The following is a 20,748-nucleotide window of genomic DNA, read 5'->3' on the forward strand; positions in this document are numbered from 1 at the left end:
CTTTCGCGCCTTCAGTGGTGCCGCGCTCGGCTTCCAGCGCCTAGCCCAATATCGCCGTACGCTCCCGACCAGACCATGAAGTCCCGGCGACCAGACGGACCCATCCAAGGAAGAACGGCTCTAATCGCGGATCGGGCGGTAGGTCTCGTCGCCGAAGCGTCGCGCGCGTCGCGGTTCCTCGTCAAACGCCGGGACCGCCGCGCCGCCATTCTGTCTGCCGCGGCTCCAGTCGCCGCCATTCAGCCCGCCGCCGGGCAAGGACCGTTTCAACAAGGTGCTCGGTTCGCCGAAGAAGGTGGGGTCGTCTTGCGGATCGTCGGTGTCGGCGGGGTCGGCACGGTTGACGTGCCGCATCCGGTCGATCATCGCCGAAAGGTCGATGTCGTTCGGCTCGTTCACATTGCCGATGTCGCCGTCGGCGTGGGCGCCGGGGATCATTTCGGGGCTGAGTTCCTCGAATTTCAGGCGCATCGGCGTGGCGACGCCCTCGCCGAAGGCGATCGCCTCGCGTTGGCCCATGGACGACAGGAAGGACAGGGTGGAGGCCGACGAATCGGCGATCGCGCTGCGGATGATCTCCTGGTCGCGGTCATTGGACAGGCGCATGGCGAACACGGTCGAGCATTGCGACAGGATGGTCGGATCGAGTTCACCGGGGCGCTGTGTCACAACGCCGAGATAGCAGCCATATTTGCGACCTTCCTTGGCGATCCGGGCAAGGGCGTGGCGGGTCGGCGCGAAGCCGAGCCGCGGGTCGGACGGCATATAGCGGTGGGCTTCCTCACACAGCACCAGCAGCTTCAGCCGGTTCGCGCTTGCCTGGGCGAGATCGAAGGCGAGCCTTGCCAGCACCGAGCAGACCGAATTGACCACTTCCGACGGCATGCCGGCCATCTGAAAGCACATTACCGGCTTGCCGTGATGGGGAACGCGGAAGATCTTGCCGATGATGTCGTGGATGGAATCCTCGACCAGGCTCGGCGCGAACATGAAGCGGTAGGACGGGTCGTTGACGATGCTTTCCAGCCGTCCGCGAAGCGAACGCAGGACCGGACGCTCCGCCTTGGAATCGAGCATGCCCATGCGCTCATCGACCAGCTTGATGAGGTCGTTGATGCGGTAGGGTACCGGCGTGTCGGCGGTGATGGAACCGTGGTCGGACGAACGCCGTAGGCGCCCGGAGCCGGAAGGCTGACGATAGGCCACCTTGGCCGCGGGGATCAGATCACGGAGAATATCGATCTCCTCGACGACGCCGTCTCGGCCGCGGAACAGCACCTCGGTGAATTCCTCGAGCCGGAACAGCCAGAACGGCAGGTCGAGCGTCGTCTGGTCCATGCGCGCGGCCTGATTGGGAAAGGCGGCCGAGAATTCGTTGTGCGGGTCGAGGATGAGAACGCGCAGATCCCGGCGTTCCTCGATGGCCTTGTGCAGAAGCAGCGAAACCGCGGACGACTTGCCGACCCCGGTCGTGCCGACGATCGCGAAATGGCGGTTGAGCATGCAATCGATCGAGATGCGCGCCGGCAGCTTGGTGTTCTGGGCCAACTGGCCGACCGGGATCGCGCGTTTGCCCTCCAACTGGTAAACCGCCTCCAGGTCGCGCGCCCTGATCTGATGCGCGACCGAGCCGATATTGGGATAGACGGTGATGCCGCGATCGAAGATCGGGCGGCGGGTGCCGGGTTCGTCGCGAACCTCGCCGATCAGTTCGAGATGCACCTTGATCGGGTTGGCGCCGGCGTCGGCCCAGATGCCAGATGGCGTCTCGATCGAGCAGACCAGGCCGACGAGACGGGTTTGGCCAGTCGAGACCGAGATCAGCCTGCCGATGTTCCACAAATCGGTCGGCGCGTCCTCGGCCGCGTCCACATAGGAGGAAATGATCGCGCGGGCGCCGTCGCACTGGATGACGCGTCCCAGCATCCGGGCGTCCGGCTGCTGGGGGTTGCGCCTTTCCTGGCTCACTGTTTCGCCGACGGCCTTGCCGTCCTCGGCATATTTCATCGACACGCCCCCGTACCTCGTTGCCGCCAAGGTAGCGCCGCTGGGTTAAGGCGGCGTGTGAGGGTTTGGTAGAAATTTCCCTAACGAGCCACCGGGCGGGCGCGGGCGCGTTTTCGCGTTGACGCCGGCCAAAACCGTGCCTAAAGTCCGCGCCCATGAACACACGGATCATTCTCGTAGTAGAAACGCGCATGGGCAAGGCGGTGTAACCGCCGGGCGAAAGCACCCCATGCGCGATCGACAGGCTCCCTCGGGGGCCTTTTTTATTGTCAGGATCGCCGCTAAAGGACCATGGCGGCAGCGCGCAGAAGAAAGTTGGGACGAAAGACAATGGTGAACCCGAGAGACGATGCCGGCCGTGCCGAGATGACGGGCGCGGAGATGGTCGTGCAGGCGCTGAAGGACAACGGCGTGGAACACATCTTCGGCTATCCCGGCGGCGCGGTGCTTCCCATTTATGACGAGCTTTTCCAGCAGGACGACGTCGAGCATATCCTGGTCCGGCACGAGCAGGGCGCGGGACACGCTGCCGAAGGATATGCGCGCTCGACGGGCAAGGCGGGGGTGATGCTGGTGACGTCCGGGCCGGGCGCAACCAACGCCGTCACGCCGCTGCAGGACGCGCTGATGGATTCCATTCCGCTGGTCTGCATCACCGGCCAGGTGCCCACCACGCTGATCGGTTCGGACGCTTTCCAGGAATGCGACACGGTCGGCATCACCCGCCCGTGCACCAAGCACAATTGGCTGGTCAAGGACGTCAACCAGCTCGCGAGCATCATCCACGAGGCGTTCCATGTCGCCACCACCGGCCGGCCGGGACCGGTCGTGGTCGACATTCCCAAGGACATCCAGTTCGCCAAGGGCATCTATACCCCACCGCAGCAGGCTCCTCGAACGTCGTACCGGCCGCGCGTGCAAGGCGATCTGGAGGCGATCAAGGCGGCCGTGCACCTGCTCGCCGGCGCCAAAAAACCGGTGATCTACTCGGGCGGCGGCGTCGTCAATTCGGGAACCGAAGCGAGCCATTTGTTGCGCGAATTCGTCGACCTGACCGGCTTCCCGATCACCTCGACGCTGATGGGGCTCGGCGCCTATCCGGCCTCGGGTAAACATTGGCTCGGCATGCTGGGCATGCACGGCACGTTCGAGGCCAACATGGCCATGCACGATTGCGATGTGATGCTGTGCATCGGCGCGCGCTTCGACGACCGCATCACCGGGCGTCTGGATGCGTTTTCCCCCGATTCGAAAAAGATCCATATCGACATCGACCCGTCCTCGATCAACAAGAACGTTCACGCCGACATCCCGATCCTGGGCGATGTCGGACGGGTGCTGGAGGATGTCGTGCGGCTGTGGCGCGCGACGGTCAAGCCCGACCGCGCCGCGCTTGCGCCCTGGTGGGAGCAGATCGAACGCTGGCGCGCGCGCGACTCGCTGGCCTACAGGCCGAATGACACCGTCATCATGCCGCAATACGCCGTCCAGCGGCTCTACGAGCTGACCAAGGACCGCGACACCTTCATCACCACCGAAGTCGGCCAGCATCAGATGTGGGCGGCACAGCATTACGGTTTCGAAAAGCCCAATCGCTGGATGACCAGCGGCGGGCTTGGCACGATGGGCTATGGCCTGCCGGCCGCGCTCGGCGTGCAGATTGCCCATCGTGACAGTCTGGTGATCGACATCGCCGGCGATGCCTCGGTGCTGATGACGATCCAGGAGATGAGCTCCGCCGTCCAGTACGAGGCGCCGATCAAGATCTTCATTCTCAACAACCAGTATATGGGCATGGTCCGGCAATGGCAGCAATTGCTGCACGGCAACCGCCTGTCGCATTCCTACACGGAGTCGCTGCCGGATTTCGTCAAGCTGGCCGAAGCCTATGGCGGCTACGGCATACGCTGCGAAAAGCCGGGCGAGTTGGACGACAAGATCGAGGAAATGATCGCGGTGAAGAAACCCGTGATCTTCGATTGTCGTGTGGCCAATTTGGCGAACTGCTTCCCCATGATCCCGTCCGGCAAGGCCCATAACGAGATGTTGCTGCCCGACGAGGCGACTGACGAGGCGGTCGCCAACGCGATCGACGCCAAGGGCAGGGAACTGGTGTGAGGCAGTACAGGTGGGCGTTCCGCAACGGCGGAAACCGGCTTGCGACAGGGCACAACGAGAGACGCAAATGATGAACGCTCAACTCAAACCGACCGGCTCCGCCTATTTCATCGCGCGCGAGACGGAAAGTGACGAAGCCCGCACGCTGTCGGTACTTGTCGATAACGAACCGGGTGTTCTGGCGCGTGTGATCGGGCTGTTTTCGGGCCGCGGCTACAATATCGACAGCCTGACGGTGTCGGAGACCGAACACGAACGGCACCTGTCGCGCATCACCATCGTCACACGCGGCACGCCGCATGTGCTGGAGCAGATCAAACACCAGCTCGAGCGCATCGTGCCGGTGCACAAGGTGGTGGATCTGACCGTGGTGGCGCGCGAACGCGGCCAGGACCGGCCGCTGGAGCGCGAACTGGCTCTGGTCAAGGTGGCGGGCACCGGCGATCACCGGGTGGAGGCGCTTCGCCTTGCCGACGCCTTCCGCGCGCAGGTGATCGACGCCAATACCGAGCATTTCATCTTCGAGATCACCGGCAGGGTCTCCAAGATCGAACAGTTCATTGCCATCATGCAACCGCTCGGCCTGGTCGAAGTGTGTCGTACCGGCGTGGCAGCGCTCAATCGCGGCGCCCAGGGCATGCAGTAAGACCGGCCGGGCCGCACTGGTTGTCCCGGCCGGGCGGCGTTCCTCCCGGCGCCGTGCGACGCATGATGTTATTTCGATCGCGGACATTGTTCCCAAGACAAGTTCGGATTCGATTTCCGGGTAATTTAGGACAATAATGCTGTCCTAAATATATGCTCGCGATGGCCAATGATGCGCGGCGGGCATGGTGCCAAACGGGATCGGATCATGACCGCCGACGTCTTCTTCGCCTTGCTGGTTTTCGCCTTCGTCTCCTCGATCACGCCGGGCCCTAACAATGTCATGCTTTTGGCCTCGGGCGTGAATTTCGGATTCTGGCGCACCGTGCCGCATATGCTCGGCATTGGCGCCGGCCTGGTAAGCCTGCTTCTGGCGGTCGGTTTCGGGCTCGGTGCGCTGCTTGCCGCATACCCCTCGCTACATCTCGTGCTGAAAGTCGCGGGCGGCGCCTATCTGCTTTATCTCGCCTGGCGGATCGCCAGTTCGCGTTCGATCGGCAACAGCGGCAAGACGGCCGGCAGCCCGATGTCCTTCCTGTCGGCCGCGGCGTTCCAATGGGTCAATCCGAAGGCCTGGGTGATGGCGGTGACGGCGATGGTGCTCTACACCAGCCCCGACAAGCCGTTCGGTTCCGTGCTTCTGGTCGCCGTCGCCTTCGGCATCGTCAACGTGCCCTGCGTGTCGTCCTGGGCCGGGTTCGGGGTGGCGTTGCGGCGGTTTCTTGCCGATCCGGCGCGGCTGAAATGGTTCAACATCGCCATGGGACTGCTCCTCGCCGCGACGCTGTGGCCGATGTTGCGCTGACGGCCGGAGGCATCTTGCCCTGGCGTGGCGCCCGCCATATTCTCCGCCACCATGGCGCATGATCACCCTCACGACAACGATCTCGATCCGATGACGGCGCGCGTGCGGGCGCTGGAAACCGTGCTTGCCGAGAAGGGGCTGATCGACCCGGCCGCCGTCGACGCGATCGTGGAGACCTACGAACACAAGGTCGGGCCGAAAAACGGCGCCCGCGTCGTTGCCAAAGCCTGGGCAGATCCCGCCTTTGCCGACTGGCTGCGCAGCGACGCCACCGCCGCGATCGCCTCGCTCGGTTTTACGGGCCGCCAGGGCGAGCACATGCAGGCAGTGTTCAACAGTGCCGACACCCATAACCTGGTCGTGTGCACGCTGTGTTCTTGCTATCCGTGGTCGGTGCTCGGCCTGCCGCCGGTCTGGTACAAATCGCCACCCTATCGTTCGCGGGCGGTGATCGATCCGCGCGGCGTCCTGGAGGAGTTCGGGCTGCGATTGCCGGGTGAAACCGCGATCCGGGTGTGGGATTCGACCGCCGAGCTGCGCTATCTGGTCGTGCCGCAACGTCCCTCCGGCACGCAAGGCTGGGCGGAGGAGGCGCTGGCCGGTCTGGTGACGCGCGATTCCATGATCGGCACCGGACTGGCGCTGGCGCCGGAGGCCGCATCGTGAACGGGCCGCACGATCTCGGCGGGCAGATGGGTTTCGGCGCGGTGGCGCCGGAGGCCGACGAGCCGATCTTTCATGCCGATTGGGAAAAGCGGGCGCTCGGCGTCACGCTGGCCGCAGGTGGGATGGGGCACTGGACGATCGACGAAAGCCGGCACGCGCGCGAATGCCTGCACCCGGCCGACTATTACGCGTCGAGCTATTACGAGATCTGGACGAAAGCGCTGGAACGGCTTTTGGTGCGGCACGGGTTCGTCACTGAGGACGAACTGGCCGACGGCCGGGCGCGCGCGGCGGGCGCGGCGCCGAAACGCGTTTTGCGGGCAGCCGACGTGCCGGCCGCGCTCGCCCGGGGCGGGCCGTGCGACCGTCCCGTCGCGGACCGGCCGCGCTTCGCAGTCGGCGCACGCGTTCGTACACGCACCATCCATCCGAAGGGCCATACGCGCCTGCCGCGATACGCGCGCGGCAAGGTCGGCGTGGTCGAGGCGGCGCGCGGCGGTTTCGTGTTTCCCGACGCCAACGCGCATGGCACGGGCGAGGCGCCGCAACATCTCTACACCATCGTGTTTTCGGCGCGCGAATTGTGGGGCGAGGCGGCGGACCCGACGCTTTCGGTGTCGATCGACGCCTGGGAAGACTATCTGGAGCCGGCCGATGAGCGGTGAGGAAAATAGCTTCGCCGAACCCTGGCAGGCCCAGGCTTTCGCGCTGGCGCTCGCCCTGCAGGACAAGGGGCTTGTCTCGCCGGGCGAATGGGCCGCGGCTCTCGGGCGCGAACGTGCGCGCGTCGGCGTTGCGGCGGATGGCAGCGACTATTATCACGGCGTGGTTGCCGCGCTCGAGGCCCTGCTTGCCGAAAAGGGCCTTGCCGACCACGCGCGGCTCGCCGAATTGGCGGCCGCCTGGCACAGGGCAGCCAGGGCAACGCCGCACGGCGCGCCGATCCTGCTGGAAAACGACCCGGTCGGACAGCATGGCTAGGCACCCGACCGTGGCGGAAACTGGCCGGTGGTGCTAGGATCGCGCCATGATCCGACAGGTGACCGTCCCGCGCATAGCTGTCGCGACCGCCGTACTTCTGGCGCTGCTGCTCGCGGCGGGCTGGCTGACGCGCGAGGATCCGGCGTCGAAACCCTATCTGAAGATCCTCGGCAGCGGCTTCATGTTCAACTACCGCGTGGCCGACGTCTATTACGGCTTCACCGCGCTGGTCGAGCGCCCGCTGCCGACCGGCTCGATCATTGAGGCGACGTTCGAAGACCCCGCCGGCGGGGCCGGTCACGTGGTGCGCACGCGCGTCGGCACCGACACGGCGCGCTATTCGCTGCGTTCGCCGTCGGTACGCGGGGTCGAAAAGGACAGGCCCTATCGGGTGGCGATCCGGGTGCTGGACCGCGAAGAGCGCGAAGTGCTGTGGCGCGACAGGTTGAGCGTGCGCTCGCAGATCAGCGACGCCGTCGTTCCCGCCAAGCCGCTGACGGTCGGGCCGGGCTACGCGCGCCTTCGGTCGGACTGACAACCCCAGCATGCATCAACCACCCTTGCGTGACGGGCGCGAATCCTGTCTGTCGTTGCCATGCAATTTTCTCCCCAGCAGGATGAAGCGCTGAAGGCGGTATCGCGCTGGCTCAAGGCCGGCAGCCCGCAGATCTTTCGGCTGTTCGGTTATGCCGGCACCGGTAAGACGACGCTCGCGCGGCATTTCGCCGAACATGTCGACGGCTCCGTGCAGTTCGCCGCCTTCACCGGCAAGGCCGCGCAGGTGCTGCGCGCCAAGGGCGCCACCAATGCGCGCACCATCCACTCGTTGATCTATCGCCCACGCGGCGAGGAGGCGATCGCGGACGAGACCACCGGCAAAACCTCGATGTCGCCGACGTTCTCGCTCAACCGGCAAAGCCCGGTGTCACGCGCCAAGCTGATCATCATCGACGAATGTTCCATGGTCGACGAACAGCTCGGGCGCGACCTGTTGACCTTCGGCACGCCGGTTTTGGTGCTGGGCGATCCGGCGCAATTGCCGCCGATTTCGGGCGGCGGCTTTTTTACCGAGCACGAGCCCGATTTCCTGTTGACTGAAATCCATCGCCAGGCGCGCGACAATCCGATCATCCGGCTCGCGCTCGACGTGCGCGAAGGTCGTGAGTTCATGAAGGGCGATTTCGGCGCCGCCCAGGTGATCGGGCGCGAGGAGGTCGACCAGGATCTGGTTCTGTCGGCGGACCAGGTGCTTGTCGGCACCAACCGCACGCGGCGGCGCTACAATCACCGCCTGCGCGAACTCAAGGGATTTTCCGGGCCGCTGCCGCAAGCCGGAGACAAGCTGGTGTGCCTGAGAAACGATCCGGCCAAGGGGTTGCTCAACGGGTCGCTGTGGAAGGTCATGACGGCCTCGAAGGAAACGGTGAAGCCCGGAATTAATCTTCTGGTTTCGCCCGAGGAGGACGATCCCGACCGGGGCGTGGCCAAGATCAAGCTATTGAAAGCCGCGTTCGAGACACCCGAGGCGGACATACCCTGGCAGCAGAAAAAGCGGTTCGACGATTTCGACTATGGCTACGCGCTCACCGTGCACAAGGCGCAGGGCTCGCAATGGGACGAGGTCGTGCTGTTCGACGAGAGTTATGCGTTCCGCGATACCCGCCAGCGCTGGCTTTACACCGCGATCACCCGCGCCGCAGAGCGGCTGACCATCGTGCGGTAGGCCGGTGTGACCACCTATTCGGCGACGATCTCGATCTCGGGATGGAAGGCGTGGGCGACGAAGGCGAAGGTGATGTCGTGCGCGACATCCTCGCCGTTTCTGGTGACGCGCACGGTACCGACATTGCGGCCTTCGGCGATCGCCGAGCGATCGAGCGCGGAGGCGACGCCGTCGAGATAGCGGATATCATAGCCGTCTCGCTCGAAACCCTGTTCGCGGACGCGTTTCAGGCTGACGATGATCGGTTCGGCGTCGGTGCGCACGACCACGACCCGCGCCATGGCGGAAATGTTGTCGGGAAGATCGCCACGGTAGAGGAAGGGGCGGGCGGCGCTGTCGTAGCCCGCATAGGGGTTGCGGCCATAGGCGCGCAGGCCCGGATCATTGGGGACGAGGACGGGAGCGTCGGGATTTTCCCGGCGAAAGCTCTCGAAGGCGACGATGCGCGACGGCAGCAGTTCGAGCGTCCGGCCGGTCAGTTCGCCGACGATCGCCTCGCCGGTGAATTGCTGCCACCAGCTTTCGGTCCGGCGATCATACATGACGAGATCGGAGTTGCGCAGCTTGCCGGTGGTGCCGAATTCGAGGGTGCGGCCGTCCAGGCGCCGGTCGAAGACGATGGCGGCGTTGCACAAGGGGCAGTAGGTCACCGCCACGGGCACGCCCCCGATCTCGTCATTGACGATCTCGTGCCAGGTCAGAACCTGCAGCGGATAGGCGCGGATTTCGTCGCCGAGCGCGAGCCGGATGACCGGTTCGCGATCGCCAACCGTGGCGATGGTCGCCGCCGGGGCGAATTTTGGATCGTCGATCGAGGGAATGCCGTCGCGGGGCGGCCCGCCGGAGAGGATCTCGTTAAAATCTATCGTGGAACGCGAAAAATCGGTCTTCCAGCCTTCGCGTGCCCAACGGTCGGGGTCGGCGCGCGCGGCCATGGTCGCGGCGAGACCGGCGAGGCAGACGAACACCAGCTTGCACAGGAATTTCATCCCGCGTCTCCGGGCCTGAACAAAGTTCGGCTTCAGCCCACCATGGGGCACCGTTCACGGTCAAATCACCTTGCCGTTCGTCGGCCGGTGGCCGCCGCCGCGACACGTCCGGGCGCGCGGTCAGCCTTCAGCAGGTTCGGCGTCCAGCCACGCCCAGGCATCGGCTTCCTCGTCCACCTCGAAATGGCGCATTTCCAGAGACATGAACGGCTTGAAGACCGCCATCATGGTGGCGATCCAGGCCGGTCCGCCGACGACGGCGTATTTGCGGATATGCCGCAGCGCGTGGGTCTTGCCGATCATGGTCGTTTCCTTGAAGGCCGCGCTCCAGTCGAAGCCCTCATAGGACGACATGCGTACCAGAAGGTCGATCTTGTCGTGGATCTCGTAGGCTCCTTCGAGCAATCCGTACATGTTTTCGATGTCCGGCGCGGTGACATGACCGGTGACGTCGAAGGCGTAGGCGTCGTCGCGTGTGGTGTCGATACGCCTGATTGTGGGCGGGTTGTCGTTGACGAGCATGATGCTGATCCTCATTTGCCGTTTTGCTGTCCATAAAATGAACGGCGTTTGGTCCTGTGCGTTCCGGCAAAAGCGATTATACATCGTCGCGTTGGAAAATTCCGTGAGTCAGCCATGCCGGCGAAACTGTCCGTAAACCTCAACGCGATCGCGATGCTGCGCAACCGGCGCGACCTGCCCTGGCCGAGCGTGACCGGTCTCGGTCGCATCGCGCTCGCGGCGGGCGCCGGCGGGCTCACCGTGCATCCGCGCCCCGATCAGCGCCATATCCGTTTCACCGACGTTCCGGAAATCCGGGCGCTGATCGACGACGAGTTCCCCGACCGCGAATTCAATATCGAGGGCTATCCGACGCAGGATTTCCTCGACCTGGTGGAGAAAGCCGAACCCGAGCAGGTGACCCTGGTGCCGGACGATCCCGAACAGGCCACCTCCGACCATGGCTGGGATTTCGTCGCCAATGGCGAAATCTTGCGCGCCATCGTCGCGCGGCTGAAGAAGAATGGGGCGCGGGTATCGCTATTTTGCGACCCCGATGCCTCGCAGGCCCAGATCGCGGCGGCGCAGGCCACCGGCGCCGACCGGGTCGAGTTCTATACCGGGCCCTACGGCGCCTGCTACGACGATTCCGGAAAAGCCGCCAAGGAACTGGAAAGGCTGGAAAATACCGCCTTGCTCGCAAAAGATGCCGGGCTCGGCGTCAATGCAGGTCACGATCTGACGGTCGCCAATCTGCCGGCGCTGGCGCGCGCGATTCCGCACCTGGCGGAAGTCTCGATAGGCCAGGGCCTGACAGCGGATGCGCTCGAATACGGCATGGCGGAGACGGTCAGGCGCTTCGTTCGCGCCTGCGCGGGCCAATAGACAAACGCGCTGCCACGCTGCCCGGTCAAGATTTATTAGGATTTTAGCGATTACATCCTCGTCAGAGCACGAGGATTTGTCATTCGTACCGTCGTTGCCATCGTCTTGTTGATCGCGCTCGCCGGCTGTGGGTCCACGCCGCGCGGCATCAACAATGTGTGTACTATCTTCGATCAGAAGGATGGCTGGTTCGGCAATTGGTATCGGGCGGCCAAGAGCACCGAGCGCGAATATGGCGTGCCGGCTTCGGTCCTGATGGCGACCATCCGCATCGAGTCCGGCTTCGATTCCGACGCCCGGCCGCCGCGCAAGAAGCTGCTCGGGGTCATTCCCTGGAAGCGTAAGTCGACCGCTTACGGTTACTCGCAGGCTCTCGACGGCACCTGGCAGGGTTACAAGCGCGAAACCGGACGCTGGCGGGCGAGCCGAACCGATTTCGCCGACGCGATCCAGTTCGTCGGCTGGTATCACTACAACAGCCACCGCAAGAACGGCATCGCGCTCAACGACGCCTACAGCCTCTATCTTGCTTATTACGCCGGGCAGGCGGGCTATGCGCGCGGCGTGTGGCGCGGCAATGCCGGCATGCAGAAATCGGCCCGCAAGGCCGCCAATATGGCCAATTCCTACGCCGACCAGATGCGGCAGTGCGGACGGTAGGCTTTCGCACCTGAAAGCCATGGCCGGTCTTCGAAGAAATCATCGGGCGACAAACGATCGATCGTGCTGGCTTCAGCAAGGCGGCGTCGGAGGCAGGTCGGGGCCGACTGCGCTCCGCGACGACTTAGGGCTGATCTTATCGCGATCGGCGGTTGATTTCGGCTGTCGGGCGGCGCCTTTCCCTTGTCAGGAACCTTGCCGGCGTGCCACCTGCTGGCCGAAACTTGGGGATCGGCTGGATGGACATTGCGATCGCCGGAGCGGGGCCGGCCGGGCTCGCCGCAGCCCTCTTTCTCAACCGCGCCGGGCACCGGGTGACGGTTTTTGAGCGTTTCGAGGCGGCGCAGCCGCTCGGCTCAGGGCTGATCCTGCAGCCGACGGGCCTGACGGTGCTCGACGCGCTCGGCCTCCTCGACGACATGCTGTCGCGCGGCAGCCGAATCGACCGGCTGCACGGTAGCGACGCGCATTCTGGTCGTACGGTGCTGGATGTGCGCTACGCGGCCTGGCGCGGCGGCCGCTTCGGCCTGTCCGTGCATCGCGCGGCGCTGTTCGACGTGCTGTTCGGCGCCGTTCGGGCCGCAGGCATTGCCGTTGAGACCGGAACCGAGATCGAGGCGCTTGATCACGCGGGGGACCGTCCGCGCATCGTCACCGCGACCGGCCGCATGCTGGGACCGTTCGATCTCGTCGTCGATGCTAGCGGGGCGCGCTCGAAGCTGAAGCGGCATGCGCGCCGGCCGTGCGAGCCGCGGCCGCTCGCCTATGGTGCGTTCTGGGCCTCGCTCGACTGGCGCGGCGACGGTTTCGATCCGCACGCGCTGGTTCAGCGCTACGACAAGGCCAGCGTGATGATCGGCGTTCTGCCGATCGGCCGGCCGACGCCGGACGGCGACGCGCAGGCGGCGTTTTTCTGGAGCCTGAAGCCTGCGCAGGCGGCTGCCGTTCGCGCGGCCGGGCTCGATGCCTGGAAAGCCAGGGTCGAACGGCTCTGGCCCGAAACGCGGGCCTATCTCGATCAGATCGCGGATTTCGACCAGCTCACCCTGGCGCGCTATGGCCATCATACGCTCAAATTCCCGGCCGGGCGCGGGTTGGCGGTGATCGGCGATGCCGCGCACTCGACCAGTCCGCAATTGGGGCAGGGCGCCAATATGGCGCTGCTCGACGCGGCTGCGTTGGCGTACGCATTGGACAGGGCGTCCGACGTCACGACGGCGCTCGAGGCCTATTGCGGCATGCGGCGCTGGCATGTGCGCGTCTTTCAGGCGCTTTCGGCGGCCCTGACACCGTTTTATCAGTCGGACTCGACGGTGATGCCGTTTGCGCGCGACCGGTTGGTGGTCACAGTCGCGCGTGTTCCGCCGGCACCGCAGATACTGGCCTCGATGGTGGCGGGCACGCTGTTCGGACCGTTTGGTCGGATCGGGCTACGGGAAGTCGACTGGCGCGGAATATAGGCCTTGCGCGCGGCGTGGCTATGGCGCTAAGACAACCGAACCGTAACGTACGGTACGCTGAATTACCATCCGCCGCCGGAGAACCAGTTGCAGGTCGCGATCGAGACAGAACGGGTGGAAACGCTCACCCCGCGCCAGGGCGAGGTGCTCGACGCGGTGCTCGCGCTTCTGGTCGAGGGACGCGACGCGCTCACCATGAGTGCGGTGGCGCGGCGGGCGAGCTGCTCGAAGGAAACGCTCTACAAATGGTTCGGGGACCGCGACGGCTTGTTGACGGCGACCGTGCGCTGGCAGGCGGCCAAGGTGAGGACCGGCAGCTATGAGCGCCAGCGGCTCGACGCGGCGGCCTTGCGCGAAAGCCTGGAGGATTTCGCTGCGACCTGGCTGCGCGTTATTTCGTCGGAAAGCTCGATTGCGCTCAACCGGGTGGCGGTGTCGCATGCCGGTTCGGGCAAGAGCAATCTGGGCCGGATCGTGCTCGCCAATGGCCGCTTCGCCATCGGCGAACGGCTGAAACCGGTGCTGGAGGCCGGACGCGCGGCCGGACTGCTTGACTTTGGCGACGCCGAAGCCGCGTTCCGGACCTTTTTCGGCCTGGTCGGCCGCGATGTCCAGATCCGGTTTCTGCTCGGCGACCGGCTGGAGATGAGCGAGGCCGAGATCGCCCGCGACGCCGAATGCGCGACGCGACAGTTCTTGGTTCTCTACGAAGCAAAACCGGCGCGGGGATCCGTCGCCGCCAGAACGCAAACCCAGGAAAGGAAATAACCATGCGTGTCTATTACGATCGCGACGCCGATCTCAATCTCATCAAGGGCAAGAAAGTGGCCATCATCGGCTACGGCTCGCAGGGCAGGGCGCATGCGCTCAACCTGAAGGATTCGGGCGCCAAGGAGATCGCGGTCGGCCTGAAAGAAGGCTCGGCGACCGCCAAGAAGGTCGAGGCCGACGGGCTGAAGGTGATGAGCGTCGCCGAGGTCGCCAAATGGGCCGACCTGATGATGATGGCCACGCCCGACGAATTGCAGGCCGATATCTACAAGAACGAGATCGCGCCGAATATCCGCGACGGCGCCGCGATTGCCTTCGCGCACGGCCTGAACGTGCATTTCGGTCTGATCGAGCCGAAGGCGAGCGTCGACGTGCTGATGATCGCGCCGAAGGGCCCGGGCCATACGGTGCGCGGCGAATACCAGAAGGGCGGCGGCGTGCCGTGCCTGGTGGCGGTCCATCAGGATCCGTCCGGCAACGCGCTCGATCTGGCGCTGTCATACGCATGCGGCGTCGGCGGCGGCCGCTCGGGCATCATCGAGACCAATTTCCGCGAGGAATGCGAGACCGATCTGTTCGGTGAGCAGGTGGTGCTGTGCGGCGGTCTGGTCGAATTGATCCGGGCCGGTTTCGAGACGCTGGTGGAAGCCGGCTATGCACCCGAAATGGCCTATTTCGAATGTTTGCACGAGGTCAAGCTGATCGTCGACCTGATCTATGAGGGCGGCATCGCCAATATGAACTACTCGATCTCCAACACGGCCGAATGGGGCGAATATGTCTCGGGTCCGCGCATCATCACCGCTGAGACCAAAGCGGAGATGAAGCGGGTGCTCAAGGATATCCAGACCGGCAAGTTCACTTCGGAATGGATGCAGGAATACCGCTCGGGCGCGGCGCGCTTCAAGGGCATCCGCCGCATGAACGACAACCACCCGATCGAACAGGTCGGCGAGAAGCTGCGCGGCATGATGCCGTGGATTTCGGCCAACAAGCTGGTCGACAAGGCCAAGAACTGACGCGGGCGCCTTGACGGCGGCTGCGGCCGGCCGGCCCGGTTCGCACGATTGAAAAATGCACAGGCGCCGGCCTTCTGGTCGGCGCCTGTGCCGTTCCGGCACAGTCTTTCTGGCACGAAATTCGCTTCTTCAGCCGCATCAGTGCGAGGAGGCTCGACATGATGCCGATTACCAAGAAGTCGATCGCCATTGACGGCCGCATTTTTCCCGACCGTCGCCGCGAACTGCGCCATCGGGTCCTGAAAGGCGCGAAACTTTCCTTCAACAACGGATATGGGGCGAGCGAATGCGTGGTGCGCAACCTGTCCGAACAGGGGGCGAAGCTCGCGTTCGGCGACACGTTCGGCGTGCCGCGGCGGTTCCGGCTTCACATTGCCGGCGAGAGGAGCACTTACGAAGCCGACGTGTGCTGGCGCGGCATCGGCGAGATCGGCGTGCGCTTCACATAACAAAAAACAAGCGCATGCCAGGCTGGCCGGTCGCGGCGTGGGGCGGGCCGGCCAGCCGTAATTCCCGAGCGGCCTCAAGGCCTCGATGCGAAACGGAAAACGCCGCCCGAAAGGCGGCGTTTTGCGTTATTCGGCGTTAGGCCGCACCAACTCAGCTATAGGGCGACACGCATTGGCGACGCCGTCCGTGATAGGGCTGGAACGTGTTGTCACGCACCCGGTAAGACCGGTAGCGGTCGAAACACCACTGGACATGGGCGTTCGACAGGCCGCGATGCCGCTTGTAATAACGGCGCGGTTGCACGTAGCGCCGCGGCGCATAGCCGTCGTAAAGCAGCCCGGGCACGTTGAGATAGATGCGCGGCCCGCCATGGCGGTAAATGCGGCGGTTGTGGCGGCGATCATAGCGACGCTTGTAGATGCGGCGTTCACGGTAGTCGCGATCCCGGTAAACGTGCCGGCGCTTTGCCCGGCGGTCGAAATAGACGCCGCCGCCGCGATTGATGATCGTCGGGCAATCGGTCGAGCCGCCGGCGCAGCCGATCGCGTTCAGACCGCCCTGGTGGCGCCAAAGACGCTCACCGGCCGATGCCGAACTGGTGCCCATCGCCAGCGCGCCGACGACAAGCGCCGCGCACCAGGCGAGAAGCGGAAAGGTTCTACACATTGTCGTGTCTCCTTGCGTACGAGCCTAGCCGCGCCTGCGGGGGCGCAAAAGGCATTAGCAAACGAAAAGCGTATTCACTCCTACCTGAACTAGGGATGAACGAAGCCGTTTCAACCATTACACGCAAAAGCGGGCGGGAAGATGAAGAAGGTTGCCTTGTTATTTGCGGTGGCGGCAGGCAAATATGCCGCCCATGTCCGTGCGCATCGCCAGCTTCAACGTCGAGAACCTGATGAACAGGTTCGATTTTTCCGGTTACCGCAACGAGCTGTGGCAAGACCGGGCCGTGGCGCTGTTCGACATCAAGGACGAGGCCGAGTATCGCGAGGTCGAGCGCGCGCGCGCCATCGCCCACACCGACGACACGCGCCAGCTCTCCGCGCTCGCCATCGCCGAGACCGGCGCCGACATCATCTGCCTGCAGGAAGTCGACAATATCGACGCGCTGAAGGCGTTCGAATATGGCTATCTCTTCAAGATGGTCGGGCATGGCTACCGCAACAAATACATGACGACAGGCAATGACAGTCGCGGCATCGACGTCGCGGTGATGATGCGGCCCGAAACCCGGCACGGTCAACCGATCGAATTCGTGGCCATGACAAGCCATGCCCACATCACCTTCGAGGATTTCGATCTCCATACGCCCGAACTGGCCGAACTCGGCATCGAACCCGTCGCCCGCATCTTCCGCCGCGATTGCCTCGAGGTCGACGTCCGCGTCGACGGGCGGCCGCTGACCATCTACACGGTTCATTTCAAATCGATGGGGACGCCGCGCAACGGCCTGCCGGGTCGTGACGCCAGCATGCCGGTGCGGGTCGCCGAGGCGAGCGCGGTGCGCCGCATCATCGAGGATCGGTTCGGGGCCGACAAGGCGCAGGACATGCGCTGGGTGATTTGCGGCGACATGAACGACTATCAGGAACGGGTCGTCATCAGCGGCGACCGGTTTTCCGGCTATGGCTTCACACCGGTGCGCGAGGATTTTTCCTGTGTCGATCTCCTGACCAGGGACGGTTTCAGCGTCAACCCGGTCGAGCGACGGCCCGAGCTGGACCGCTGGACGCTCTACCACACGCGGGGGCCGCAGGAGCGCCATCTGTGCCAGCTCGACTACATCTTGCTGTCGCCGGCGCTGGCGCGCGGCAATGCCAAGGCGGTGCCCGACATCGTCCGCGCCGGGCAACCGTTTCGCACCCTGTTTCCGCCGGGCCAGACGGTGGAGCGTTATCCGCGTATCGGCTGGGACCGGCCGAAAGCGTCGGATCATTGCCCGATCGCGATCACGCTCGACCTGGTCTAAGGCCGGGGCGGCACACTCGACGCGCCACCCCGTTCGGATTATCTATAATCTTATGTCGCGTCACAAATCAGAACCTCTTGCCGCGCGGATCGGCCGCGAGCTCGCCGACCGCATCATCTCCGGCCAGATCGGTGCCGGCGCGCGGCTGCGGCAGGATCACGTCGCCGAGGAGTTTGGCGCCAGCCACGTGCCGGTGCGGGAAGCCTTCCGCCGCCTCGAAGCGCAGGGGCTGGTCGAAAGCGAGCCGCACCGGGGCGTCCGGGTGGCGGGCTTCAGCCTGGAGGACGTGCGCGAGGTTGCCGAGATGCGCGCCGCACTCGAGGTTCTCGCCCTGCGCAACGCCGCGCCGCATTTGACCAAGGCCATTCTCGACGAGGCCGAGGACGCCACGCGCGCCGGCGATCACGCGGGCGACGTTCACGCCTGGGAAGACGCCAACCGCGCCTTCCACCGGCTGATCATAACGCCCTGCGGCATGCCGCGCCTGCTGCGGACCATCGACGATCTGCACATTGCCAGCGCCCGCTTCCTGTTTTCGGGCTGGCGGGCGGAGTGGGAAACGCCGACCGATCGCGATCACAGGGCCATCCTCGCGGCGCTGCGTGCGGGGGACATCGATGCCGCCACGGCCGTGCTGGCGCGGCATGTGCAGTGGATCGGAAAAAAACCGGAACGGCCGGGCGCCGTCGGCGCAGGTCGATAGGGCGCGACAGAAAACCAGGCGGCCGGCATCGTGACGAAACACGTATTGCCGGAACGGGTGCGGCGGGCGACGCCGCACGCATAGGCCCAGTCGCCTGACGGCCGCTGTGCCGGCCAGCGCAATTTTCCTGTTGCTGAAACGATTTGCGCCTGGCGCGGGGCGGATGCGCGCGCCGGGCTTGCAATGGGCGCGGTTTTGTGGACTCCATTAGCGATAGAATATCAAGATTATCTATAATCTTAAAAGGACAGCCATGACCCTCTCGACCAGCGTCCGGCAAAGGCCGACCTTCAGCCCGCTCGATCTGCAGCGTCGTCCGTTGATCTGGAAGATCGGCGCGGTGTTCTTCGGCAGCCTGTTTCTGGCGCTGTCGTCCTATATCGAAGTGCCGATGATTCCCGTCCCGGTGACGATGCAGACTTTTGCCGTCGCGCTGGTGGGCGCACTCTATGGCTGGCGTCTCGGCGGCGCGACCATCGCCGCCTGGCTGCTGGAAGGGGCGTTTGGCCTGCCGGTGCTCGCCGGCGGGGCCGCGGGCGCGCATCATTTCGTCGGGCCGACCGCCGGTTATCTGTTTGCCTTCCCGATCGCGGGCATGGCCATGGGCTGGCTGGCCGAGCGCGGCTGGAACGGGCATCGTCCCGGCCTGGCCTTTGTCGGCATGCTGATCAGCAATATGCTTTGCCTCGCCGTCGGCGCGGCGTGGCTGGCGGCCCTGATAGGTCTCGGGCAGGCGGTGATGGCCGGGATCGTGCCTTTCCTCGCCGGCGCTGTTCTCAAAGCGGCGCTCGGGGCGTTGACGCTCCGGCTGATGGCGCGCGAGCCAAGGCCCGCCGCCAAATGACGGTGCGGTTGCGCCCGCATCACCTGCTTTGCGTCCTGACCTATGTGGGCAAGGGCTACAGCCCCGCCTTCACGGTCAATCTGACTGCGATAGCGGGGCGCCTGGCAGCGGGCGAAGAGGTCGACATCGTGGCCGGGCCGGACGACATTTGCGCGCCGCTTCTAAGCGGTCAGCAGCCCCATTGCCATCGTGCCAGCGTGAGCGAACGCGATCGCGCCGCGATGGACGATCTCGGCGGCGTGCTGGGGTTGCCCGTGCGCCCCGGCGGCCGATTGGTGCTGGATGCGACACGGCTCGGTCAGCTTCGCGCCGCCTTCGCGACCGGTCAAGTCCGCTCTGCGTGTCACGAGTGCGAATGGGCCGAACTGTGCACGGCGATTGCGCAAGACGGTTTTGCGCACGCGGTGATTGCCGCGCCGGCGCATGAGGCGTGAGCCTCGCGCCACGCCGGCGGCCTATTTGCTCTGGCCGATGGCGAAGCAGGGATAATAGGTCGCCGGGTCGACGGCGGCCGCGGCGCATTGGTCGAGCACGGTGAATTCGCTCTGGTCGTCGTAGAGCAGATAGGGATCGACCAGCATGCGGCCGGTGAGGTCGCGCGAATTGCCGAACCTGTCGATCTGGCCCTCGACTTCCGGGCTGAGTTCGAGCAGGGCGCGGCGCAGCACGTCGCCTTCCAGGAAATTGTCCGGAAGTTGGTCGAACGGCCCGTCGAAGAAGGTGTTGAGCGAGGTTTCATAGGCGCGCACCCCGACCAGGATCCGGCGATCCAGATAGCGGTCCTGGTACCAGGCAAAACCGGTGCGCAGGCCGATGCTGACCTGGTTCGAGGTTTCAGACTGGAAATAGTCCTCCGACGGCACGTTCTCGTCGAGCACATAAAGGAACATTTTTAGCTCTTTGTTCCACAACAAGAACATCTGCACGCCGGCTTCGTCGAAGACCGGGCCGAGATAGTCCTCGCCCGGCCCGAGCTTGGATTTGGGGACCCGGACATCGCGCAAATCGTTGAGCCGGAACGTCACCGTGCGCCCCTTGCGGGTCAGCGCATAGGTGAGACTGTCCTTTTTCTCCACGGTCACGCCAAGCTCGGCCGTATAGGCGCGATGCTTGGAAAGTTGCTGCTCGGTGAAGGGGTTGTTTTCGGTGAAATAGGCGAAATGAACGATGCCGTCGTCGCGATCGGCGATGTCGAGGCGGAAATTGCCGGCATAAGGCACCGCGTCGTGGATGAATTTGAAATAGTAGTAGTTTTCAGTCGGATAGACGGTGACCTCGTCGTTTAGCTGGGAAAAGACGTGGTCGAAGACCGCGTCGATGTCGGTGATGTCGAAAGCCGGCGCGGCGCGCACGGCGTCCACATAGGCTTCGTTGGTCGTGATCGTATTGGCGGATGCGGCCGCGACCGGCTGCGCCCAAACCATCGCTGCGGCCGCGAGGCCGAAACAAAGCCGGGCAAAGCGAAAGCCCCGCGGCATGAATGATGCCGGTGTCATGTCGATCTCCATTCCAATCATCGGGAACTGCCGGGGAGCCTGGCGCGTAGGCT

The 20,748-nt window shown here is 64.7% G+C and carries 23 protein-coding genes; 18 read left to right on the plus strand and 5 right to left on the minus strand.

Annotated features, from left to right (window positions below):
- Positions 1 to 120: 120 nt before the first annotated feature.
- Positions 121 to 2,007: an ATP-binding protein gene (locus GN330_RS08035; RefSeq protein WP_156712179.1), complete on the minus strand. Its 1,887-nt coding sequence runs from the start codon at positions 2,005 to 2,007 to the stop codon at positions 121 to 123.
- A 330-nt stretch (positions 2,008 to 2,337) separates the two neighbouring features.
- Here GN330_RS08035 and GN330_RS08040 point away from each other — a divergent pair, with 330 nt between their 5' ends.
- The 8 genes from GN330_RS08040 to GN330_RS08075 all read left to right on the plus strand — a co-directional run bounded on the left by GN330_RS08040 (position 2,338) and on the right by GN330_RS08075 (position 8,945).
- Complete coding sequence (locus GN330_RS08040) at positions 2,338 to 4,125, plus strand: acetolactate synthase 3 large subunit (RefSeq protein WP_156712180.1); 1,788 nt, start codon at positions 2,338 to 2,340, stop codon at positions 4,123 to 4,125.
- A gap of 70 nt (positions 4,126 to 4,195) precedes the next feature.
- Positions 4,196 to 4,771 carry an acetolactate synthase small subunit gene (gene ilvN, locus GN330_RS08045; protein WP_156712876.1) on the plus strand — a complete coding sequence of 192 codons (576 nt, stop codon included), beginning with the start codon at positions 4,196 to 4,198 and terminating at the stop codon, positions 4,769 to 4,771.
- A 207-nt stretch (positions 4,772 to 4,978) separates the two neighbouring features.
- Positions 4,979 to 5,575: a LysE family translocator gene (locus GN330_RS08050; protein ID WP_156712181.1), complete on the plus strand. Its 597-nt coding sequence runs from the start codon at positions 4,979 to 4,981 to the stop codon at positions 5,573 to 5,575.
- A 51-nt stretch (positions 5,576 to 5,626) separates the two neighbouring features.
- Positions 5,627 to 6,241, plus strand: a complete 615-nt coding sequence (gene nthA / locus GN330_RS08055) for a nitrile hydratase subunit alpha (RefSeq protein WP_156712877.1) — start codon at positions 5,627 to 5,629, stop codon at positions 6,239 to 6,241.
- Entirely contained in the window at positions 6,238 to 6,906 is a 669-nt protein-coding gene (nthB, locus tag GN330_RS08060; protein WP_343040437.1) for a nitrile hydratase subunit beta, read from the plus strand. Before nthA ends, nthB begins: the two co-directional genes overlap by 4 nt.
- On the plus strand, positions 6,896 to 7,222 hold the full coding sequence (locus GN330_RS08065; protein WP_156712182.1) for a nitrile hydratase accessory protein: 327 nt from the start codon (positions 6,896 to 6,898) through the stop codon (positions 7,220 to 7,222). Before nthB ends, GN330_RS08065 begins: the two co-directional genes overlap by 11 nt.
- A gap of 46 nt (positions 7,223 to 7,268) precedes the next feature.
- Positions 7,269 to 7,757: a hypothetical protein gene (locus GN330_RS08070; protein ID WP_156712183.1), complete on the plus strand. Its 489-nt coding sequence runs from the start codon at positions 7,269 to 7,271 to the stop codon at positions 7,755 to 7,757.
- Between the two features lie 60 nt (positions 7,758 to 7,817).
- The gene (locus tag GN330_RS08075) at positions 7,818 to 8,945 is read left to right on the plus strand and encodes an ATP-dependent DNA helicase (RefSeq protein ID WP_156712184.1); all 1,128 of its coding nucleotides are present in this window, start codon (positions 7,818 to 7,820) and stop codon (positions 8,943 to 8,945) included.
- 14 nt (positions 8,946 to 8,959) lie between these two features.
- Here the strand turns inward: GN330_RS08075 and GN330_RS08080 are convergent, their stop codons facing one another.
- Both GN330_RS08080 and GN330_RS08085 read right to left on the minus strand, forming a co-directional pair.
- Entirely contained in the window at positions 8,960 to 9,934 is a 975-nt protein-coding gene (locus GN330_RS08080) for a DUF3179 domain-containing protein (RefSeq protein WP_156712185.1), read from the minus strand.
- Between the two features lie 120 nt (positions 9,935 to 10,054).
- On the minus strand, positions 10,055 to 10,456 hold the full coding sequence (locus GN330_RS08085; protein WP_156712879.1) for a SpoIIAA family protein: 402 nt from the start codon (positions 10,454 to 10,456) through the stop codon (positions 10,055 to 10,057).
- Positions 10,457 to 10,570: 114 nt separating this feature from the next.
- On the opposite strand from GN330_RS08085, the gene GN330_RS08090 reads away from it, so the two are divergent.
- The 6 genes from GN330_RS08090 (at position 10,571) to GN330_RS08115 (ending at position 15,679) form a co-directional block, all read left to right on the plus strand.
- Complete coding sequence (locus tag GN330_RS08090) at positions 10,571 to 11,320, plus strand: pyridoxine 5'-phosphate synthase (protein ID WP_156712186.1); 750 nt, start codon at positions 10,571 to 10,573, stop codon at positions 11,318 to 11,320.
- 81 nt (positions 11,321 to 11,401) lie between these two features.
- Complete coding sequence (locus tag GN330_RS08095) at positions 11,402 to 11,980, plus strand: transglycosylase SLT domain-containing protein (RefSeq protein WP_343040589.1); 579 nt, start codon at positions 11,402 to 11,404, stop codon at positions 11,978 to 11,980.
- A gap of 239 nt (positions 11,981 to 12,219) precedes the next feature.
- Positions 12,220 to 13,440 carry an FAD-dependent oxidoreductase gene (locus GN330_RS08100; RefSeq protein ID WP_156712188.1) on the plus strand — a complete coding sequence of 407 codons (1,221 nt, stop codon included), beginning with the start codon at positions 12,220 to 12,222 and terminating at the stop codon, positions 13,438 to 13,440.
- Positions 13,441 to 13,527: 87 nt separating this feature from the next.
- Positions 13,528 to 14,208 carry a TetR/AcrR family transcriptional regulator C-terminal domain-containing protein gene (locus GN330_RS08105; protein WP_197435094.1) on the plus strand — a complete coding sequence of 227 codons (681 nt, stop codon included), beginning with the start codon at positions 13,528 to 13,530 and terminating at the stop codon, positions 14,206 to 14,208.
- A 2-nt stretch (positions 14,209 to 14,210) separates the two neighbouring features.
- A complete protein-coding gene (gene ilvC, locus GN330_RS08110) occupies positions 14,211 to 15,230 on the plus strand; it encodes a ketol-acid reductoisomerase (RefSeq protein ID WP_156712190.1) in 1,020 nt (339 codons plus the stop codon).
- A 158-nt stretch (positions 15,231 to 15,388) separates the two neighbouring features.
- Positions 15,389 to 15,679 carry a PilZ domain-containing protein gene (locus tag GN330_RS08115; RefSeq protein WP_156712191.1) on the plus strand — a complete coding sequence of 97 codons (291 nt, stop codon included), beginning with the start codon at positions 15,389 to 15,391 and terminating at the stop codon, positions 15,677 to 15,679.
- Positions 15,680 to 15,830: 151 nt separating this feature from the next.
- On the opposite strand, the gene GN330_RS23760 is transcribed toward GN330_RS08115, so the two are convergent.
- Positions 15,831 to 16,346: a BA14K family protein gene (locus tag GN330_RS23760; protein ID WP_246188593.1), complete on the minus strand. Its 516-nt coding sequence runs from the start codon at positions 16,344 to 16,346 to the stop codon at positions 15,831 to 15,833.
- 193 nt (positions 16,347 to 16,539) lie between these two features.
- Between GN330_RS23760 and GN330_RS08125 the strand changes: the two genes are divergently transcribed.
- From GN330_RS08125 to GN330_RS08140, 4 genes are all read left to right on the plus strand, one after another.
- Entirely contained in the window at positions 16,540 to 17,652 is a 1,113-nt protein-coding gene (locus GN330_RS08125; protein ID WP_156712192.1) for an endonuclease/exonuclease/phosphatase family protein, read from the plus strand.
- A 52-nt stretch (positions 17,653 to 17,704) separates the two neighbouring features.
- The gene (locus GN330_RS08130) at positions 17,705 to 18,355 is read left to right on the plus strand and encodes a GntR family transcriptional regulator (RefSeq protein WP_156712193.1); all 651 of its coding nucleotides are present in this window, start codon (positions 17,705 to 17,707) and stop codon (positions 18,353 to 18,355) included.
- A gap of 253 nt (positions 18,356 to 18,608) precedes the next feature.
- Positions 18,609 to 19,199, plus strand: coding sequence for a biotin transporter BioY (locus tag GN330_RS08135; RefSeq protein ID WP_156712194.1), 591 nt, complete (start codon positions 18,609 to 18,611; stop codon positions 19,197 to 19,199).
- Positions 19,196 to 19,633 carry a DUF1284 domain-containing protein gene (locus tag GN330_RS08140; protein WP_156712195.1) on the plus strand — a complete coding sequence of 146 codons (438 nt, stop codon included), beginning with the start codon at positions 19,196 to 19,198 and terminating at the stop codon, positions 19,631 to 19,633. The genes GN330_RS08135 and GN330_RS08140 overlap by 4 nt, the downstream gene beginning before the upstream one ends.
- A 21-nt stretch (positions 19,634 to 19,654) precedes the next feature.
- Here the strand turns inward: GN330_RS08140 and GN330_RS08145 are convergent, their stop codons facing one another.
- On the minus strand, positions 19,655 to 20,695 hold the full coding sequence (locus GN330_RS08145) for a hypothetical protein (RefSeq protein ID WP_156712196.1): 1,041 nt from the start codon (positions 20,693 to 20,695) through the stop codon (positions 19,655 to 19,657).
- Positions 20,696 to 20,748: the final 53 nt, after the last annotated feature.

The sequence above is a fragment of the Nitratireductor arenosus genome, from assembly GCF_009742725.1.
Lineage (GTDB): Bacteria > Pseudomonadota > Alphaproteobacteria > Rhizobiales > Rhizobiaceae > Mangrovimarina > Mangrovimarina arenosa.

Coding starts and splice junctions, on each gene's coding strand:
- GN330_RS08035 (WP_156712179.1), bottom strand. CDS start 2,007: ATGAAATATGCCGAGGACGGCAAGGCCGTCGGCGAAACAGTGAGCCAG.
- GN330_RS08040 (WP_156712180.1), top strand. CDS start 2,338: ATGGTGAACCCGAGAGACGATGCCGGCCGTGCCGAGATGACGGGCGCG.
- ilvN (WP_156712876.1), top strand. CDS start 4,196: ATGAACGCTCAACTCAAACCGACCGGCTCCGCCTATTTCATCGCGCGC.
- GN330_RS08050 (WP_156712181.1), top strand. CDS start 4,979: ATGACCGCCGACGTCTTCTTCGCCTTGCTGGTTTTCGCCTTCGTCTCC.
- nthA (WP_156712877.1), top strand. CDS start 5,627: ATGGCGCATGATCACCCTCACGACAACGATCTCGATCCGATGACGGCG.
- GN330_RS08065 (WP_156712182.1), top strand. CDS start 6,896: ATGAGCGGTGAGGAAAATAGCTTCGCCGAACCCTGGCAGGCCCAGGCT.
- GN330_RS08070 (WP_156712183.1), top strand. CDS start 7,269: ATGATCCGACAGGTGACCGTCCCGCGCATAGCTGTCGCGACCGCCGTA.
- GN330_RS08075 (WP_156712184.1), top strand. CDS start 7,818: ATGCAATTTTCTCCCCAGCAGGATGAAGCGCTGAAGGCGGTATCGCGC.
- GN330_RS08080 (WP_156712185.1), bottom strand. CDS start 9,934: ATGAAATTCCTGTGCAAGCTGGTGTTCGTCTGCCTCGCCGGTCTCGCC.
- GN330_RS08085 (WP_156712879.1), bottom strand. CDS start 10,456: ATGCTCGTCAACGACAACCCGCCCACAATCAGGCGTATCGACACCACA.
- GN330_RS08090 (WP_156712186.1), top strand. CDS start 10,571: ATGCCGGCGAAACTGTCCGTAAACCTCAACGCGATCGCGATGCTGCGC.
- GN330_RS08100 (WP_156712188.1), top strand. CDS start 12,220: ATGGACATTGCGATCGCCGGAGCGGGGCCGGCCGGGCTCGCCGCAGCC.
- ilvC (WP_156712190.1), top strand. CDS start 14,211: ATGCGTGTCTATTACGATCGCGACGCCGATCTCAATCTCATCAAGGGC.
- GN330_RS08115 (WP_156712191.1), top strand. CDS start 15,389: ATGATGCCGATTACCAAGAAGTCGATCGCCATTGACGGCCGCATTTTT.
- GN330_RS23760 (WP_246188593.1), bottom strand. CDS start 16,346: ATGTGTAGAACCTTTCCGCTTCTCGCCTGGTGCGCGGCGCTTGTCGTC.
- GN330_RS08125 (WP_156712192.1), top strand. CDS start 16,540: ATGTCCGTGCGCATCGCCAGCTTCAACGTCGAGAACCTGATGAACAGG.
- GN330_RS08130 (WP_156712193.1), top strand. CDS start 17,705: ATGTCGCGTCACAAATCAGAACCTCTTGCCGCGCGGATCGGCCGCGAG.
- GN330_RS08135 (WP_156712194.1), top strand. CDS start 18,609: ATGACCCTCTCGACCAGCGTCCGGCAAAGGCCGACCTTCAGCCCGCTC.
- GN330_RS08140 (WP_156712195.1), top strand. CDS start 19,196: ATGACGGTGCGGTTGCGCCCGCATCACCTGCTTTGCGTCCTGACCTAT.
- GN330_RS08145 (WP_156712196.1), bottom strand. CDS start 20,695: ATGACACCGGCATCATTCATGCCGCGGGGCTTTCGCTTTGCCCGGCTT.